Consider the following 16,961-nt stretch of genomic DNA (forward strand, 5'->3'; position numbering starts at 1 on the left):
CGTCTCTCATCTGTACGTCTGGTCTCATCTGTACGTCTGGTCTCATCTGTACGACTGGGGCGCTCACACGCACGGGAACCTCGGATGGTCGAACGGCCGGTTCACCTCTAGGTCGAGCCCGTCCGTCTGCTGGTACGGCGTGCCCGTGTAGAGGGCGTTCGCGTCGAAGTACGTGACAGTGAACGACAGGCGCGGCTGGTCACGGTGGTTGGCGGGTGCTCCGTGCACGGTCAGCGCGTGATGCACGGTCGCGTCGCCCGCCGCGAGGTCAAGGGGCGGCGACAGCTCCAGTTGCTTGAGCCACGGGTGCTGGCTGAGCTGATCGTCCCCCGTCCGGGTGAAGCTCCGCCCGAGCAGTCCGTACCGGTGCGAACCGCTGAAGAAGCGCAGCGACCCCATGTCCGCCGGTACGTCCACCAGCGCCAGCCAGACCGTCAGCATCGCCGAGCGGTCCATCGGCATCCACGGGAAGTCCTGGTGGAACTCGGTCGCCGCGTGCTCCCCGGGCTCCTTGACGAGCAGGTTCGTGACCTGCACGCGCACGGCCTCCACACCGTGCAGCAGCCGGGTCGCGTTCACGCCCATGGCCGGGCTCAGGGCCAGCGTCCGGAACGCCTCGTCGCTCTCGGCGATGTCGCGCGACTGCCCGAACGCCTGGTCCACCAGTGTCCGCCGCTCCTTCGCGCGGGCCGCCAGATAGCCGGTCGCCCGCTGCCTCAGCTCGGCCACGGCGTCGGGGGGCACGAGGGCGGGCAGCCGCACCCATCCGTGCTCATGAAAGAAGCCCGCCTCGTCGTCCGACGCGGCGCGCACGGGGATCTCCATGCCCCACAGTCTTGCACCTGAGCAAGCGCTTGGTAAGTGCCCTTGCCCCTTCGGTCAACTAGAGCCCTCAAATACGGAAGGGGAAGCATAAAACGGATACACGGCCATAAAAGTGGGCAGGGAACTCTTGTTCGTCGCGCGCGGGGGAGGCGTTCGACGTCCGCGATATGGGGGAGGAATCATGGCCGTTGCCCAGTCTCGAGCGCGTTCGTCCAAAGAACTAACGATTGATCTGCCGATGATGAGCGTCCAGGTCCATCCCCCGGATCTGCGGATGCCGCACGTCGAGATGCCGCATCTGGGTTTGCCACGTCTTGGGCTGCCGCGCCTTTCCCGGCGGGAGCTCGGTCACGCCGTGGACGTGGCGCGGACGTTCCTTCCGCCGCCCGAGCGCCTCGCGTACTACGGCGCGCTCGGCGCTCTCGCTGCGTTCGGCGTGCTCGACTGGCCGGTGGCCGCCGCCATCGGCGCCGGTGCGCTGATCGCGCGGCGCGGCCAGCAAGGGGAGAGCGGGACACCCGCCCGCGGTACGCAGGCGTCCCCGCCCGCCACCGCCCGCGCCACGACCTCCACCGCCCGTCGTCGCGCCACGACCTCCGGAACCCGCAGCCGCACCACGTCCGCCACGACCCGCGGCCGTGCCACGACCTCCGCCGCGCGCAGCCGCACCGCGACCGCCGCGACCGCCACACCGAAGAGCGACACCGAACAGAAGAGCGCCACCACGTCCAGGAGCTCAGCCGCACCGAAGAGGACCACCACGTCCAGGACCACCACCTCCAGGACCACCACCTCCAGGAGCGCCACCACGCCGAAGAGCACCGCCACCTCCAGGACCACCGCCACACCGAAGAGCACCACCGCCTCCCGGAGCTCCGCCGCATCCAAGAGCACCACCACGTCCAGGAGCACCGCCACACCAAAGAGCACCGCCTCGGGCGGGACCGCCACCTCGGGTCGGCGTACCGCTTCCGGCAGGCGCAGCACCTCCTCGACGAGCGCCGCCGCGACCACCGGCTCCTCGAAGAGAGCCTCCTCCCAGCGCAGAACGGCCTCCTCCACCACGTCACGAGGTGCTCGGGCGAGCACCACCGGGCGTGCGCGGTCGGGCCGGTGAGACCGGGTTGCCACGTGTTCTGAGTAGCCTGCGCGCCCGGACGGTTCAGCGTGTTCTGAGCGGCCCGCGCGCCTGGACAGTTCCGCCGAGCAGCCTGCGCGCCGCCCGGACGGTTCCGCTGAGGGGACGACATGTGGCCGTTCTCCGCTGACACGGTCCTGAGCGTGCTCCCCGAGCCGGTACGGAGCCTGCTCCCCCGCCCTCGCCGGATACAGAAGTGCGCGGGTGGCGTACGCATCGAACTGCGGCACGTCGGCGGCCCCGGCACGGAGTCGGCCGCCCGCGTCCTCGAAGACCGGCTGCGCGCGGCCGGGGTGGACCGGGCCGAGGTGAACGGCGCGCTCGGCTGCGTGTTCGTAGGCTGCGACGCGGCCACGGCCGATCTGGACAAGCTCACGGCCATCGTCGACGAACTCGACCTGGACGGCGCCGGTGGCCCGGTGGCGCTCGACGGGGTGCAGCAGCAGGCCCGCGCCGCGATGAGCCTCGGCCTGCACGTCCTGGGCACCGGGCTCGCGCTGGCCGGCCGGGTCGCCCGCCTGCCGAGTCTGCCGGCGGCCGTGCCCGCCGTCCTGTCGCTGGCCGAGCACACCCCGCGGATCCGGCGCGAGCTGGAGCGGTACATGAGCGTTCCCACCGCGGAGGCGGTGGTCGCGTCCACTCGCCTGGTCTCCCAGACGTTGGCGGTACGGCCCGTGTCGATGCTCGTCGACTCCGTCGCGGCGGCCATCCGCTTCGTCGACTCGTGCGCCGGGCGGCGGGCCTGGGAGCTGCGCGAGGAGGAGTTCGCCGACGCCGACGGGGCGTACCGGCACATCAAGGTCGCGGAGCGGCCTCGGCCTGTTCCGCTGCCGCACGGGCCCGTCGAGCTGTACGCCAACGCCGCGAGCACCGCCACGGTGGTGACGCAGGCGGTCACGACCGTGGTGGGCGGCGGCCACGAGCGGGGGCTCTCCGTGCTCATCACGGGGATCCCGAAGGCCGCGCACTTCGGCAGGGACGCCTTCACCAGCGTTCTCGCGCGCGCCCTGGCCAACCGCGGTGGAATGGTGCTCCACCGCCGCGCGCTGGGCCGCCTGGATCGCGTCGGCACGGTCCTCCTCGACGCCGCCGCGCTGACCACGGGCGGGTGGACGATCGACGGCATCGTCCCGCTCGGCGAAAACCTTGGCACGGACCACCGCGCGAACCTCGGCACAGACCACCGCACGGACATCGGCGCGGACCACCGCTCGGACATCGGCGCGAACCTCGGCACAGACCACGGCGTGGACAAAAGCCTGGACGAGCTGCACGCGCGGATCTACACGCTGCTCGACCTCACCGATCCGGCGGCCCGGCGCGAGCGGGACGGCTGGTCGGCGGGGCCGTACTCGGCGACGCGCGAGCCCGCGGAGGTGCGGAAGTGGCGCCGCCAGGGGATCCGGCCGATCAGCGTCTCTCGGCAGGGAGTCCCGGTCGCGCTGGTCGGGGTGGCGCCGGAGCTCCACCCGCTGGCCGAAGCCGTGGTCGCCGCCGCGAAATGCGCCGGTGACGTGGTCCTGGCCGGTGGGGAGGCGTACCTCGGCCCGCGACTCGGTGTGGACCGGGTCGTCGACGGCGGCTCCCGGCTGGTCGCCGCGCTTCGGTCGCTGCAGTCCGAAGGACACGTCGTGGCCCTGGTGTCCCGTACGTCGAGGCGCGGCCTGCGCCAGGCGGACCTGGGCATCGGCGTGCTCAGGGGGGCGCGGCGCGTGCCGTGGGACGCCGACGTGATCAGCGACCTCGACGGGATCCACCTGCTGCTGCGCTGCGTCCCGTACGCGAAGAAGGCCAGCAGGCGCAGCGTGCGGGTGGCCGCCGCGGCGGGGGTCGTCGGCGCGGGCCTGGCCGTGCTCGGCCCGGCCCCGACGGCGGTGGCGCGGGCGAACCTGGTACGCGACTGCGCCTCGGTGGCCGCCTTGGTCACCGGGGAGTGGGTGGGACGGAACGTCAGGCGGACGGCGCCGCCGGTGCCCGCCGATCGCACGCCGTGGCACGCGATGGCGGTGGCCGACGTCCTCGACCTGCTGCGTACGTCGCCGCACGGGCTGAACGAGAGGGAGGCCGAGCGCCGCAGGACGAAACCGGCGCGGCCGGATTCCGCCGGGCCCACCTCCCTGGTCATGGCGTCTCTGGAGGAGCTCGCCAACCCGTTGACCCCGGTCCTGGCGGCGGGCGCGGGGCTGTCGGCATCGGTCGGTTCGGTCCTGGACGCCGTACTGATCGGCGGCGTGATGGTGGTCGACGCCGTCATCGGCGGGGCGCAGCGGCGCGGCGCCGACCGGGAGGTGCACCGGCTCACCGAGGTCACCGCCGTCCGGGTCCGCCTGCGCAGGCCCGGCGGCGGCGTCTCCGGCGTCGCCGACGACCTGGTGAAGGGGGACGTGATCGAGCTGCGCGCCGGTGACGCCGTACCGGCCGACGGCAGGCTGATCCAGGCGGTCAACCTGGAGATCGACGAGTCCACGCTGACGGGCGAATCGCAGCTCGTGTCCAAGACCGCGGCGCCCACCGTGGCCGCCGCCGTCGCGGATCGCCGATCCATGGTGTACGAGGGCACTACGGTGGCGGCCGGTCACGGACTGGCCGTGGTCGTGGCGACCGGGGAGGAGACCGAGGCGGGCCGGACCGCCGGGCTGGCCACCGAGAGGCCGCCGGTGAGCGGTGTGGAGCTGCGGCTGCGCAGGCTGAGCCGCCGCATCCTGCCCGCCGCGATCGGGTCGGGCCTGGTCCTGATGGTGACCAACCTGCTGCGCGGCTCGCCCCTTTCCGCGGCTCTCGCCCCCGCGGTCAGCCTGGCCGTCGCCGCGGTCCCCGAAGGGCTGCCCTTCATCGCGACCGTGGCCGAGCTCGCCTCCAGCAAACGGCTCTCCCAGCGCAACACGCTGGTCCGCAACCCGTCGACGATCGAGGCCCTGGGCCGGGTCGACGTGCTCTGCTTCGACAAGACCGGGACGCTGACCGAAGGCCACATCAGCCTGCGCCAGGTCTCGGACGGAAGCCACGCCCGGCCGGTCGAGACGTTGACGCCGGAGCTGAAGGTGATCGTCGGCGCGGCGCTCCGGGCGGGCCCCCGCTTCGAGGGCGGGCGGGCCATCCCCCATCCGACGGACCGCGCCGTCGTGGACGGTGCCGCCAAGCTCCACGTGGCGCCCAAGGACGGCCTTCGGGAGTGGCACCGGGTCGACGAGCTGCCGTTCGAGCCCGCCCGCGGCTACCACGCGGTGCTCGGCCTGTCCGAGTCGGGTCACCTGCTGAGCGTCAAGGGAGCCCCCGAGGTCGTCCTCGACCGCTGCACCCACCTGATCCGCGGTGGCGAGCAGGTGCCCATGGGCCCGAGGACCAGGCGTGAGCTGGAGAAGGAGGTGGAAAGGCAGGCGTTGCAGGGCTTCCGCGTACTCGCCGTCGCCGAGCGTGAGGCGTCCAGCCGCGCCGATCTCGACGAGGCCCGCATCCAGCGCTTGTGCTTCCTGGGCTTCCTCTGCCTGGCCGATCCCGTACGGCCCACGGCGAAGCGGAGCGTCGAGGGGCTGATGGGCGCCGGCGTGCGGGTCATCATGATCACTGGTGACCATCCGAGCACGGCCGAAGCCATCGCCGCCGAGATCCACGTTCTGAACGGTCAGCGGGTGATGACGGGACCCGAGCTGGAGCGGCTGGACGACGACGCCCTGGCCGAGGTGCTGCCCGAGGTGGCGGTGTTCGCGCGTACCACGCCCGAGCACAAGGCCCGCATCGTCTCCTGCCTGCGGCGCGCCGGCAAGGTGGTGGCCGTGACCGGTGACGGCGCCAACGACGTCCCCGCGATCCGGCTCGCCGACATCGGCATCGCCCTCGGACCGCGTGCCGTCCCGGCCGCCAGGGCCGCCGCCGACATCGTGGTGATCGACGATCGCATCGAGACGATCATCGACGCGATCTCCGAGGGCCGGGCGATGTGGGGCTCCGTCCGCGACGCGCTCGGCATCCTGCTCGGCGGGAACGTCGGAGAGATCGCCTTCACGGTCGGCTCTAGCCTGCTGTCCAGGCGCAGCGCGCTGAACGCCCGCCAGTTGCTCCTGGTCAATCTGCTGACCGACATGCTGCCCGCCATGGCCGTGGCCGTTCGCCCGCCGAACGCCGAGACCCCGGAGAAGCTGCTCGCCGAGGGGCCGGAGGTCTCGCTCGGCGCCGCCCTGACCCGGGACATCTACGTACGCGCGGTCACCACCGCGGCGGCGGCGACCGCGGCGTGGCTGCTCGGCCGGATGACGGGCACACCGCGCCGCGCGTCCACCGTCGGGCTCATCGGCCTGGTGGGGGCGCAGCTGCTGCAGACGCTGTCGGTGGGGGATGGGGATCGGCTGGTGTTCCTCGCGTCGGTGTCGTCGCTGGCGGCCCTCATGGTGATCATCTCCGTCCCGGGGCTCAGCCAGGTCTTCGGCTGCCGTCCGGTCGGCCCGTTCGGCTGGGCCATCGGGCTGGGCTGCGCCGGGGCGGCGGCGCTGGTGGCGGGGCTGATGGAGCGGGCGAGCGCGGGCTAGTCATCAGCGGTTCACCATATAGACACCTGAATTGTGGCCTTATCGCAACTTTTGTGGCTGATTATCCTCATAACGGTAGGTTTACTGATGTGAGGTACTCAGTGTCTGAATTTCTGGCCTCTGTGCTCGCGAAGGCGGGCATGATGCTCCTGGAAATGCTGATCGCGCGGATCGTCCAGGCGCTGGTCACGTCCCTCGCGGGCCGCACCGCGCTCCGCCTGGCCTGATCTCGCCGCGCGCGTCTTCCGGTCAGGGCCTTTGTTTCCCGTACGGCACAGCCGCCCCACCCGCCACCCGCCGCACATGACTGGGGGCCTCCAGGAAAACGGCCGCTGAACCCGCACGTGGCCGGGCGCCGTTACGTGCGCATAGTTGACCATCTCCATGGTTTCGCCGCGTGATCGCCTCTACGCTGGCAAGCGTAGCTACACAAGCGCTTGCTCAAGCAAGGAGAGGCACGTGCGGCGGTTCAGGTTCGGGGCGGTGGTGCGGCAGGCGGAGTCGGGCAAGGCGTGGGCGGACAAGGCCAGGCGGCTGGAGAGTGCCGGGTTCGACGTGCTGCTCGTGCCCGACCACCTGGTCGGTCCGCGATTCGCCCCCGTTGCGGCGCTGGCCGCCGCCGCGAGCGTGACGACGCGGCTTCGGGTGGGGACCCTTGTGTTCGCGAACGACTTCCGGCATCCGGCCGTGCTGGCCAAGGAGACAGCGACCCTCGACGTGCTGTCCGACGGGCGGCTCGACGTGGGACTCGGGACCGGCTGGATGGCCGAGGACTACCAGCGGGCCGGCCTGCCGTTCGAGCCGCCCGGGGTGCGCGTGGACCGGCTGGCCGAGGCCGTGGCGGTGCTCAAGGGGCTGTGGGGCGACGGGCCGTACACCTTCGACGGGGCGCACTACCAGATCCGGGCGCTCGACCAGCAGCCCAAGCCCGTGCGGCGGCCGCACCCGCGGCTGCTCCTGGGCGGCGGCGGGCCGCGGATGCTGCGGCTGGCCGCCCGGGAGGCCGACGTGGTGAACCTGGGGATGCGGGTACGCGCCGACGGCACCGGACCCGACGGGAACGACGGCGGGCGGCAGGCGTTCATGGACAAGCTGCGGACGGTACGCGCGGCCGCCGGCGACCGCTACGACCGGCTGGAGCTGGGCACGAGCGTGGTGCAGGTGGGCGTACGCAAGCCGGAGGAGGCCTGGAGCGCCGCCGACACCTCACAGCTGGACGAGACACCGCAGGTACTCCTCGGCACCCACCACGACATCGTCGACAAGCTCCGCTACTGGCGGGATGAGCATGATATTTCGTATTTCGTGGTGCACCACGAGCGCGACCTCGACGCCTTCACCCCGATCGTCGAGGAACTCGCTACGGGGTGAGGATCACCTTACCCATGGTGTTCCTGCTCTCCAGCGCCGCATGGGCGGCCGCGGCCTGCTCCAGCGGGAAGGACTGGACGGCCGGCGTGAGCTCGCCGTTCGCCGCCGCCTCCAGCGCCCGCTCCTGCAGGTCGTCCATGCCGCCCTGGCGGCCGAGGAGGTAGGCGAGAGCGTCGTACGAGGTCACGCCGCGGGCCGTCAACTCGTCCTTCTCAGGATGGAACCACTCCCCCGACGCCTGCCCGAACACAACCTGCCGCCCACCCTCGAGGAGTTCGAAGGCGGTCCTGCCGAGTGCGCCGCCGACCCCGTCGAAGACGATCGTGACGTCGCCGACCGACTCCCGCACGACATCCGTCCAGCCGGGCGTGCTGTAGTCGACCGCCAGATCGGCGCCCAGCGAGCGAACTCGGGCCGCCTTCGCGGGGCCGCCCGCCGCTCCGACGACCGTCGCGCCCACCCGGTGGGCGTGCTGGACGAGCAGCGTGCCGATCCCCCCGGCGGCGGCCATGACCAGCACCACGTCCGAGGCCGTCACGGGCGCGACCTCCAGCAGTCCCAGCGTGGTGGCGCCGGTCGAGAGCATGGCGACCGCAGCGCCGTACTCCAGCCCGTCAGGAAGCACCGTCAGACCGGCGGCGGGCGCGACGGCGAGCGACGCGTAGCCGCCCGACGTCACCTCGGAGGTCACCACACGGCTGCCCAGCAGGCCGGGGCCGACGCCCGCACCGACCGACTCCACCACCCCGGCCACCTCGTGACCGAACGTCGTGGGCAGGTCGGGCGCGGGGTGCGGGCCGATCGGGATGCCCCGCCTGAACAGGGTCTCGATGAAGTGCACACCGACAGCGTGTACGGCGATGCGGATCTCGCCGGGGCCCGGCAAGGGATCGGGGACGGACTCATAGCGGAGGTTCTCGGCAGGGCCGTAGGAATAGAGCTTTATCGCGTGCATGCCGCCCAGCCTGCTACCTGAACCACGGTTGAGGTCAACCGTGCCGGATGATGGAAGTCATGGACGAGATGGTGTTGCTCAGGCACGGCGCGACAGAGTGGAGCAAGGCGGGCAAGCACACGGGCCGCACCGATGTGCCGTTGCTGCCCGAGGGCGAGGAGCAGGCGCGGGCGCTGGCGCCGCTGGTCAAGGAGATGACGTTCGATCTGGTGCTGGTGTCCCCCGCCCAGCGAGCCCGCCGGACGGCGGAGTTGGCCGGGCTGGAGGCGTACGAGGTGGACGCGGATCTGTGGGAGTGGGACTACGGCGGCTACGAGGGCATCACCACGCCCGAGATCCGGGAGACCCGGCCGGGCTGGTACCTGTGGCGTGACGGCGTGACCCCCGGCGACGCCGAGCATCCCGGGGAGAGCGCGACCGACGTGGGCGCGCGCGCCGACCGGGTGATCGCCAGGGCCAAGGCGGCCGAGGGGCGGGTGGCGCTGGTGGCGCACGGGCACTTCCTGCGCGTGCTGACGGCCCGCTGGCTGGACCTGCCGCCCACCGACGGCCGCCTGTTCAAGCTCGACACCGGCACGTACTCACGGCTGGGCTACGAACACGCCGAACCCGTGGTGACCACCTGGAACGCACCGGTCGCCTGACCCCCGGCGAGCAGCCCGACGCTAACCCGATGTGCCTCCGGGCGCCAGACGGCTGCCGGGGAAGGGCGACAGGAGGGTCTCGCGCCACGGCCCGTCGAGGAAGTCGCGGGCCCGCCTGGCCCAGTCGAGCAGGCGCGGGTCCGGCGGCACCTCGTCGTCCAGCCCGAGGGCGGCGTCGCGGGCCCGCTGGGTGCGCAGGTGGTCGTCGAGCGACACGCCCCAGACCGTGACGGCCTCGGTGTCGCAGAACAGCACCTCGTACAGGCCGACCAAGTGATGCCCGTGCTCGGCCAGCAGCGGGGCGCGTTCGGTGCGGACCGCCTCCAGGTAGTCGAGGGCGGCGCCGGGTCGTACGCGGGCGCTCTCGAACACGTAGAACTCGGCGGTGGCCACCTCGCTCAGGTCCGGGCAGCCCGGCACGGCGCCGAGCGGGCGGGAGAAGGCGGAGAAGCGCAGGTCGTCGATGTCGGACAGGAACAGACGGTCGTCCACCCCACGGTAGATCTCCATCATCTGGCGCCAGCCGCCGTCCCAGCCGCCGTGGCAGTCCCACAGCGTGACCGCCTTGAACTGCGGGTGCCCGGTGATGCCCACGGCGTAGAAGGCGCCGGCCAGGTCGATCTCGCGGGACCTGATGGACATGCCGGAGGTCAGCGTGGGCGCCTGGCGGGCCTCGTCCTCGCGCTTGTAGCGGGTCAGCCAGGTGAGGTACTCCATCGGGCGCCGGGAGTTCATCGGCCGGAAGTCGACCTCTTCGAGAAGGTAGATCCCACGCCGCATCCAGGGCTCCTTTGACCAAGCGATTGCTCGGCCTCAACCCTAGCCGATCAAGCGACCGCTTGGGTAGGCTGCGGCCCTCTCCCCGTCAGCCACTCCAGCACCCTGCGGTGCCCGGAGGTGGCGTCCTCGAAGTGTCCCCAGTGCCAGTAGCGCGGCTGGTCACGAAGACCCGTGACCCACGTGCGATAGGAGACGGCGGCACCGGAGGGCGCGACGCCGTAGGTGCGGATCACGACCTTGCCGCCGGGTGCGAAGAGCACGTCGTCGGCGATCGGATAAAGGGTCATCTGGTCGAGCATGTGCTGATCATGGAGTCCGCCGGAGGCGGGGCGGTTACGCCTCCGGCGCGCCCCCGTTAAGGGGGCCCGCCGGAGGTTAACAACCTGTTACACCAGGAGGCCGTCGAACTCCCCATCCTTCACTCCGAGCACGAGGGCTCGGATCTCGTCGCGGGTGTAGATCAGGGCCGGGCCATCGGGGAAGCGCGAGTTGCGCACCGCCACCCCGCCGTCGGGGAGCTTCGCGAGCTCGACGCAGTTCCCCTGTGAGTTGCTGTAGTGGCTCTTGCGCCAGGCGACCTGCTGCAGGTCGGTCGCGGGCATGCCGTTGTAGGTCTGCTTCATCTACATCTTTCTGAGAAGACCGCCGATGAGCTCGACGGTGCCCCCTGGCGTGGTGCTCTCCACGCATAACTGCTCCATAGCCGTGAGATATGGATCGATGTCCTCACGCTTGTCCAGGTACAGGGCACCCCAGAGCTGCTCGACATAGACAACGTCCGACAAGTCGGACTCGGGAAATCGCAAGATGCTGAACGCGCCACCTTCAGCGGCGTGCATGCCATATCTGAAGGGCATCACCTGAATGGTGATATTGGGAAGGGCAGCGACTTCCAGCAAGTGCTGAAGCTGCTCGGACATGACCTCCCGCCCGCCGATGGTCCTCTTGAGGGTCGCTTCGTCGATGACCGCCCACAGTCGCGGGCCGTCCTTCTGCGTGAAGCGCTCTTGTCGCTGCATGCGCAGATGCACGCGGCGCTCGATCTGCCCAGGGGTCTCATCGGGGTTGCCGAGTTGGTATACCGCGCGTGCGTATGCTGCCGTCTGCAACAGACCGGGCACGAACTGCACCTCATAGGTACGGATCACGCTGGCTGCTTCCTCTAGCCCCACGTACGTGGTGAACCACGCGGGCAGAACGGCTGAATACTTGTGCCACCACCCGGGGGTGTTGGCTTCGCGGACCATCTCCAGCAGGGCACGGCGCTCGGCGTCGTCGACGACGCCGTACAGGGTGAGCAGGTCCTCCACATCGCGTGTCTTGAATCCGACGCGACCGAGTTCCATACGGCTGATCTTCGACTCGGACGCCCGGATGTGGAATCCGGCCTGGTCGCGGGTGAGCTCGCTGGCTTCACGCAGCCGCCGCAAACTGGCGCCAAGCATGATGCGCCGAACGGTCGAACCTGAACCGGGCGGATCGAGGGACACGTGCTGCTCCTTGGTCGTTTCCTTAGCACACAGTCTGTCACTCCACGGCCGAAAGATCATATGCCGCGGACAAGATCCCCTTTCCCACTGATTGACCTTTTGGGGCAACGGTAGCGCTTGCACACGGTGTCTGCACGTGCATTCGCTCTTGCACCTGCACGAGAGTTTGCTCCAGAATGATCAACGTGCAATCCACCACGGCGACGCAGGGCTCGTGGACCACGTTCGACTGGTGGCCCCCGGTCGGGTGGTGGCCGGAGGCCGCGCGTGACCTGCTGGTCCCAGGCCCGGCCTCGAGCGCCACGTTCGTCCTCCCGCCCACGGCGTCCTCGATCCACTCCGTCCGCAGCTTCACCAACGGCACCCTGACGGGATGGGGGCTCGGTGAGCTGATCGAGAACATGGAGCTGGTGGTCTCCGAACTGGCCACCAACGCCCTGCGACACGGATTACGCCTGGCCGAGCCGCATTGCCATCGCCCGGTCCACATGTCCCTGGTGCGCCGCGGCGCGCTGGTTACCAGCGCCTTCACCGATCCAGGCTCATCGGTGCCCGTGCTGAGATACCCTGGCCCTCTCGACACCGGCGGCCTCGGACTCCACATCGTCGAATCGCTCAGCCACCGATGGGGCTGGTCCGCACTCGCGCCCCACGGGAAGATCGTCTGGGCAGTCCTCTCCTGACCGGGGGTGATCTGCATTACCGTGGATGCTCATGGCTCACGGTGAGTCCCTGCGTGCGACCCCATGAGAGTGCTGACAGATGGATGATCACCTGCTCGGCTGGCTAAGAACACTTGACGAAGACAGGCTGGGCCGCATCCTGGCGACCCGGCCCGACGCCATCGCGGCCCCCTGGCCGCGGCGGCTCGACACCCTTGCCCAGCGGCTCGGCAACGGATTCGCCGTGATGGAGGCCCTGCGCGGCCTGCCCCTTCCCTGCCTTGAGCTGGCTCAGGCGTGCCTGGTCGTGCGGCACGCCACTCCCGAGCGGCTGGCGGCCTTCCTCGGCGTGCCGGCCGAGGAGCTGACCCCCTGGCTCGACCTCCTGCATGACCACGCTCTGGCCTGGCCCGACGGCGAGGGCGTCATCCGCCTGGCCGAGCCCGTGTCGCGGTGGTGGACCGCGCCCCTCGGCCTGGGCGAGCCGCTCGACCACTACCTCAACTCCTGGACGATCAGCAACGACACGCTGCGCTCGCTCGCCAGAAACCTGGGGCTCCCGCCCGACGGCAACAAGCGCCGCACGGTCAGCCGGGCCAGCGAGGTGCTCGGCGACCGGGACCGGCTCGACGCGCTGCTGCGCACCGCCCCCGAGGGCACGGTCCGGCTGCTGGACAGCTTCGCCTGGGAGGGCCCCGTACGCGATGTCGAGGGCGGCCGGTTCGTCATGCCCGGCACGCCGGAGAAGTGGTCCGCCGACCACGGGCTCCTCTACCGGCCGAGCTGGCACGTGGCCGAGATGCCGCGCGAGGTGGCGCTCGGCCTGCGGGGCGGCGACTACCACCCACCCTTCACCCCCGAACCACCCGAGGTGGCCACGATCCCGATCGACCCGGAAGAGGTCGACCATCTGATGACGCTGGCCGCTCCGCACGTGGTGGAACGGTGCGCGGCACTGCTCGACAACGCCTCCAAGGCGCCGCTGCCGCTGCTCAAGACCGGCGGCGTGGGCGTGCGCGAGGTACGCAGGATGGCCAAGGAGACCGGCTGCGACGAGGACGAGACCCGGCTGCTGCTGGAGATCTGCACCGTGGCCAGGCTGCTGGCCTGGGACGAGCCGTCCGGCGGCATGATCCCCACCGAGCGGTTCGACCGCTGGCGGCTCGACGAGGGCTCGGCCAGGCTGCGGGTGCTGCTGTCGGCCTGGTGGCGCATGGAGCGCTCGTCGCTGCGCAAGATCGACGGCAAGTACGGCACCGTGCTGGGCGACGACCAGTCGGGCGCCGCCGTGGCGCGGGTGCGCCGGGCGGTGCTGTCGGTCCTGTCCCACCTGCCGGCCGGCACGGCCTTCGCCGATCGCGCCGGCCTGGTCCGCAACGTCCACTGGCACTCCCCGATGCTCGACCAGGACCTGCTGGCCGAGTGCGCGTCCGCGGTGCTCGTCGAGGCGCGGCTGCTCGGCCTGCTGGCCAACGACTCGCTGACCGACCTGGGCAGGGCGCTGGCCGGGCTGGCCGCCAAGGCGGGCGAGGAGAGCGACGACGCGGTGCCGCTGGTCGAGCACGACCCGATACTCGCGGAGGCGTCGACCAGGGCGCTGGCCAGCGTGCGCAGGAGCGCGCTGTTCGGCCCCGACCTGACCGCGGTGGTGACGGGACCGCCGTCGGCCGAGCTGGCCGCGCTGCTCGACCGGGTGGCCGAGCGGGAGTCGCGGGGCGCGGCCTCGGTGTGGCGGTTCACCACCGAGAGCGTGCGCCGCGCGCTGGACCACGGCTACGAGGCCGACGAGCTGCTGGAGGAGCTGTCCGGCGTCGGCACCGTCCCGCAGCCGCTCGAATACCTCGTACGCGACGTGGCCCGCCGGCACGGCGAGGTGACGGTGACCACGGTGGGCTGCGTGGTGCAGGCCTCCGACCCGACCCTGCTCGCCGAGATCGCCGCTCACCGGCGGCTGAGCCGGCTCGGCCTGCGGTTGCTCGCGCCCACCGTGCTGGTGAGCTCGGCGGGCGCCGAACGGACTCTCGCCGCGCTGCGCGAGCACGGCTACTCGCCCGTCCCCGTCGCCGACGGCGGTGAGATCACGATCCGCCGCACCCGCGTCGAGGAGCCCCACAACGGCAAGCTCATCCTGCTGCCCGGCGGCCAGGTGGCCGAGCTGTCGGAGCTGGCGGCGATCGGCGGGGCCGAGGCGATCCCGCACATCATCGCCGAACCGATCCCCGACCCGCACGAGCACGCCGCCCGCCTGATCAGCGCCAGCCGGGCGGCGAACGACCGCGCGGGGCGCACCTGGGCCGTCATCGGCCGGATGGCGACCAGGTTGCCCACGGCGCAGCAGTCGCTGCTGGGCTTCGTCGTGGACCGCGGCGTGCGGGCCGGCATCACGCTGACCGACGGCCTGACCGCGACGATCAGCCATGGCGAACTCAAGGGCGGCGCCCTCGACGCCTGGTGCGAGGAGGCCGGCGACTACCTGGAGTTCCCGCTGGCCGAGATCGTCGAGGTCACGGGAGCTTATTAGCGTCTGCGATTCTCTGTGTTTGCCGGGGGATTTCCGGCATTCCGGGCGGGCGTGGCGCGTGGCGGGCCACCTGCGTACGTTCCCAGGGGGAGTACGGGGGTGGCTGCGACACGGTGGAAGCCAGTCCGGTGGTGAGAATTGCGTACAGGCCCTGTACGTCCCGCCGGTGAGCGGGATGCCTGGGGTGCCTGGCCCGCCGGACGCTTTCCCATCCCGGGCGTGCCGGGGTCGGGGGCGGGCACCGTGCGCCGGTCGGGCACACGGCTGAACGTCTTGGTGCGGCTGACCTGCCGCCGTTTGGGGGTCGGCCGGGTCTTGGCGCGCGCCCGGGCCGGTGGGCGTGGATGCACATCGGTCTGGGTGCGCCGGGCCCGACGAGCCGCGCGGGTGGGCCTGTTGCGGCGGCGCGCCCGGGTCACGTTGCCTTCCACCACCACCGCGATGGTGCGCACGCCGGTGCCCGGGGCGGTCCGGGTGTGGCGCTGGCCGAGCAGGCCGCGGGCGGCGATCCGCTCGGCCGCGGCATGATCGCGGTCGCACGACAGCCCGCACGCCGGACAGTAGGCCCACTTCCAGCCACGCTCGCCCGGCCGGTCAGGCGCCGGAACATGCCGCAGCACGCTGCCACCCTCACCGCAGCGTGGACAGTAGCGGGAGGTGCCCCGTGCGGGCACCGTCACCACCGCGACACCGTCCTTGGCGGCCAGATGCCGGATCGCCTCGATCACCATGCCGCGCACCTGCCCCGACAACGCCGCATTGCCCCGGCGGACCCCACGCGCCTCCAGCGTGGCCAGATCCTCCAGATAGATCGCCCCGGCACCGAGCGCGACCGCCTGATCCACCGCCCACCGCGCCGCCGACCAGGCCAGCGCATGATCAAGCCGCCGGATCCGGGCACACACCCGCTCATGCTCCACCGCCACTACCCGTAGCCCGCGCTCCAGCGCCACACGGCGCACATCATGGGCATCGGCGGTATTCAGCCCGGACAGCAGTGCCGCGCAGTGATCGCGTTTGGCGGCCAGGTGTTCACGGTGGCCGCGCAGCCGGTGCAGCTTGGCCGAGATCACCGTGGCGTCGTAGCGCAGCATCCGCCCGTCGGTGCACACCCGGCCCTCGCGCGGTTGGCCGTCGCGCAGCCGGGCGACGGAGCCGGTCAGCAGCGTGTTCACGCCCCAGTCCAAGCCCAGAGCCACCGTGTGGCCGACTGCCCGCGCTGAGGGGATCGGGCTCTGGAACGGCAGATCGATACGCACCCGGCCGTCGGCGATGCGCACCGTGGGAGTGCACGGCCGGGCCTGGGCTCCGACAGTGGGCGGCAGCGTCATCGCGATGGCATGCCACGCCCAATCCTTGCGGGAGGCCGGAGTCGCCTTCAGCGGCAACTGCACCCGCAACATCGCGCTGGACTCGCCGGTGCGAATCAGGGTGACCAGTTGCCTGTCGGCCGCCGCCAGCACTGCCTGGGCGGCCACCCGGGGCGGCTCCTCCACCTCGGTGAGGCCACCCGGCAACACGCCATCGCGCTCCAGCACGGCGCGGATCTGCCGGGTACGGTTACGGATCTCGGCGGCGCTGACCCCCTGCGGCAGCGCCGCGCGCAACGCCTTCCGCTCCACCTCGTCACGCCGCCGGGGATCCCGCGGCCACGTGGCCAAGATCGCCGCCACGACGCCCCGCCGATGCACCGCCGCCCGCAACATGCGAGCCGCCTGCTCCTCCGCGCACCGCCGCACCCGATCCGAGAGATACACCCCACCACTGCCCGCTGCGGCAGCACACCCCCAGCCCAGCCGGCGGATCGCCACCCACCCCTTGATCGGCAACACCCGCCCATCCGGCCCCACCCCACCGGCCAGAAGATCCAGATCCCGCGCATCCCACCGTTCAGCGACGATCCCGGCCGTCATCGCCTGGGTCAGCGCGGTCAGCCAGGCCACCCGCTCACCCAGCACCGGCCCGGCCACCACCTCCCCACTCGCCTCCACCACAGCCCGATACCCGGTACAGGATGCGGTCGCCACCAACGCCACCATGCGCACCCGCCCC

14 protein-coding genes are annotated in these 16,961 nt (G+C 71.4%); 6 read left to right on the forward strand and 8 right to left on the reverse strand.

The window, feature by feature from the left end:
* Positions 1 to 63 precede the first annotated feature (63 nt).
* Complete coding sequence (locus AB0B64_RS46395; protein WP_357960077.1) at positions 64 to 825, reverse strand: phytanoyl-CoA dioxygenase family protein; 762 nt, start codon at positions 823 to 825, stop codon at positions 64 to 66.
* 402 nt (positions 826 to 1,227) lie between these two features.
* Positions 1,228 to 1,956, reverse strand: coding sequence for a hypothetical protein (locus AB0B64_RS46400; RefSeq protein ID WP_357960075.1), 729 nt, complete (start codon positions 1,954 to 1,956; stop codon positions 1,228 to 1,230).
* Positions 1,957 to 2,073: 117 nt separating this feature from the next.
* Here AB0B64_RS46400 and AB0B64_RS46405 point away from each other — a divergent pair, with 117 nt between their 5' ends.
* From AB0B64_RS46405 to AB0B64_RS46415, 3 genes are all read left to right on the forward strand, one after another.
* On the forward strand, positions 2,074 to 6,486 hold the full coding sequence (locus AB0B64_RS46405) for a cation-translocating P-type ATPase (protein WP_358189291.1): 4,413 nt from the start codon (positions 2,074 to 2,076) through the stop codon (positions 6,484 to 6,486).
* 101 nt (positions 6,487 to 6,587) lie between these two features.
* Positions 6,588 to 6,713: a hypothetical protein gene (locus AB0B64_RS46410; RefSeq protein ID WP_357960069.1), complete on the forward strand. Its 126-nt coding sequence runs from the start codon at positions 6,588 to 6,590 to the stop codon at positions 6,711 to 6,713.
* Positions 6,714 to 6,945: 232 nt separating this feature from the next.
* Positions 6,946 to 7,857, forward strand: a complete 912-nt coding sequence (locus tag AB0B64_RS46415; protein WP_358189309.1) for a TIGR03621 family F420-dependent LLM class oxidoreductase — start codon at positions 6,946 to 6,948, stop codon at positions 7,855 to 7,857.
* Here the strand turns inward: AB0B64_RS46415 and AB0B64_RS46420 are convergent.
* Positions 7,847 to 8,812: a zinc-binding dehydrogenase gene (locus AB0B64_RS46420; protein ID WP_358189317.1), complete on the reverse strand. Its 966-nt coding sequence runs from the start codon at positions 8,810 to 8,812 to the stop codon at positions 7,847 to 7,849. The genes AB0B64_RS46415 and AB0B64_RS46420 overlap by 11 nt on opposite strands.
* Before the next feature lie 59 nt (positions 8,813 to 8,871).
* Between AB0B64_RS46420 and AB0B64_RS46425 the strand changes: the two genes are divergently transcribed.
* Positions 8,872 to 9,456, forward strand: coding sequence for a histidine phosphatase family protein (locus AB0B64_RS46425; protein WP_357960061.1), 585 nt, complete (start codon positions 8,872 to 8,874; stop codon positions 9,454 to 9,456).
* Positions 9,457 to 9,477: 21 nt separating this feature from the next.
* On the opposite strand, the gene AB0B64_RS46430 is transcribed toward AB0B64_RS46425, so the two are convergent.
* The 4 genes from AB0B64_RS46430 to AB0B64_RS46445 all read right to left on the reverse strand — a co-directional run bounded on the left by AB0B64_RS46430 (position 9,478) and on the right by AB0B64_RS46445 (position 11,681).
* Positions 9,478 to 10,236, reverse strand: a complete 759-nt coding sequence (locus AB0B64_RS46430) for a hypothetical protein (protein WP_357960058.1) — start codon at positions 10,234 to 10,236, stop codon at positions 9,478 to 9,480.
* Between the two features lie 47 nt (positions 10,237 to 10,283).
* A complete protein-coding gene (locus tag AB0B64_RS46435; RefSeq protein WP_357960055.1) occupies positions 10,284 to 10,535 on the reverse strand; it encodes a hypothetical protein in 252 nt (83 codons plus the stop codon).
* 87 nt (positions 10,536 to 10,622) lie between these two features.
* Positions 10,623 to 10,859, reverse strand: coding sequence for a DUF397 domain-containing protein (locus AB0B64_RS46440; RefSeq protein WP_225299640.1), 237 nt, complete (start codon positions 10,857 to 10,859; stop codon positions 10,623 to 10,625).
* A complete protein-coding gene (locus AB0B64_RS46445; RefSeq protein ID WP_225299863.1) occupies positions 10,860 to 11,681 on the reverse strand; it encodes a helix-turn-helix transcriptional regulator in 822 nt (273 codons plus the stop codon).
* A gap of 221 nt (positions 11,682 to 11,902) precedes the next feature.
* On the opposite strand from AB0B64_RS46445, the gene AB0B64_RS46450 reads away from it, so the two are divergent.
* Together AB0B64_RS46450 and AB0B64_RS46455 are read left to right on the forward strand one after the other, a co-directional pair.
* Entirely contained in the window at positions 11,903 to 12,409 is a 507-nt protein-coding gene (locus AB0B64_RS46450; protein ID WP_357960052.1) for an ATP-binding protein, read from the forward strand.
* 79 nt (positions 12,410 to 12,488) lie between these two features.
* Positions 12,489 to 14,909, forward strand: coding sequence for a helicase-associated domain-containing protein (locus tag AB0B64_RS46455; RefSeq protein ID WP_358189343.1), 2,421 nt, complete (start codon positions 12,489 to 12,491; stop codon positions 14,907 to 14,909).
* Here AB0B64_RS46455 and AB0B64_RS46460 read toward each other — a convergent pair.
* The gene (locus AB0B64_RS46460) at positions 14,906 to 16,936 is read right to left on the reverse strand and encodes a zinc ribbon domain-containing protein (protein WP_358189352.1); all 2,031 of its coding nucleotides are present in this window, start codon (positions 16,934 to 16,936) and stop codon (positions 14,906 to 14,908) included. The two genes, AB0B64_RS46455 and AB0B64_RS46460, sit on opposite strands and share 4 nt — an antisense overlap.
* Positions 16,937 to 16,961: the final 25 nt, after the last annotated feature.

The organism is Nonomuraea sp. NPDC049129 (genome assembly GCF_040648495.1).
Classification (GTDB): Bacteria; Actinomycetota; Actinomycetes; order Streptosporangiales; family Streptosporangiaceae; genus Nonomuraea.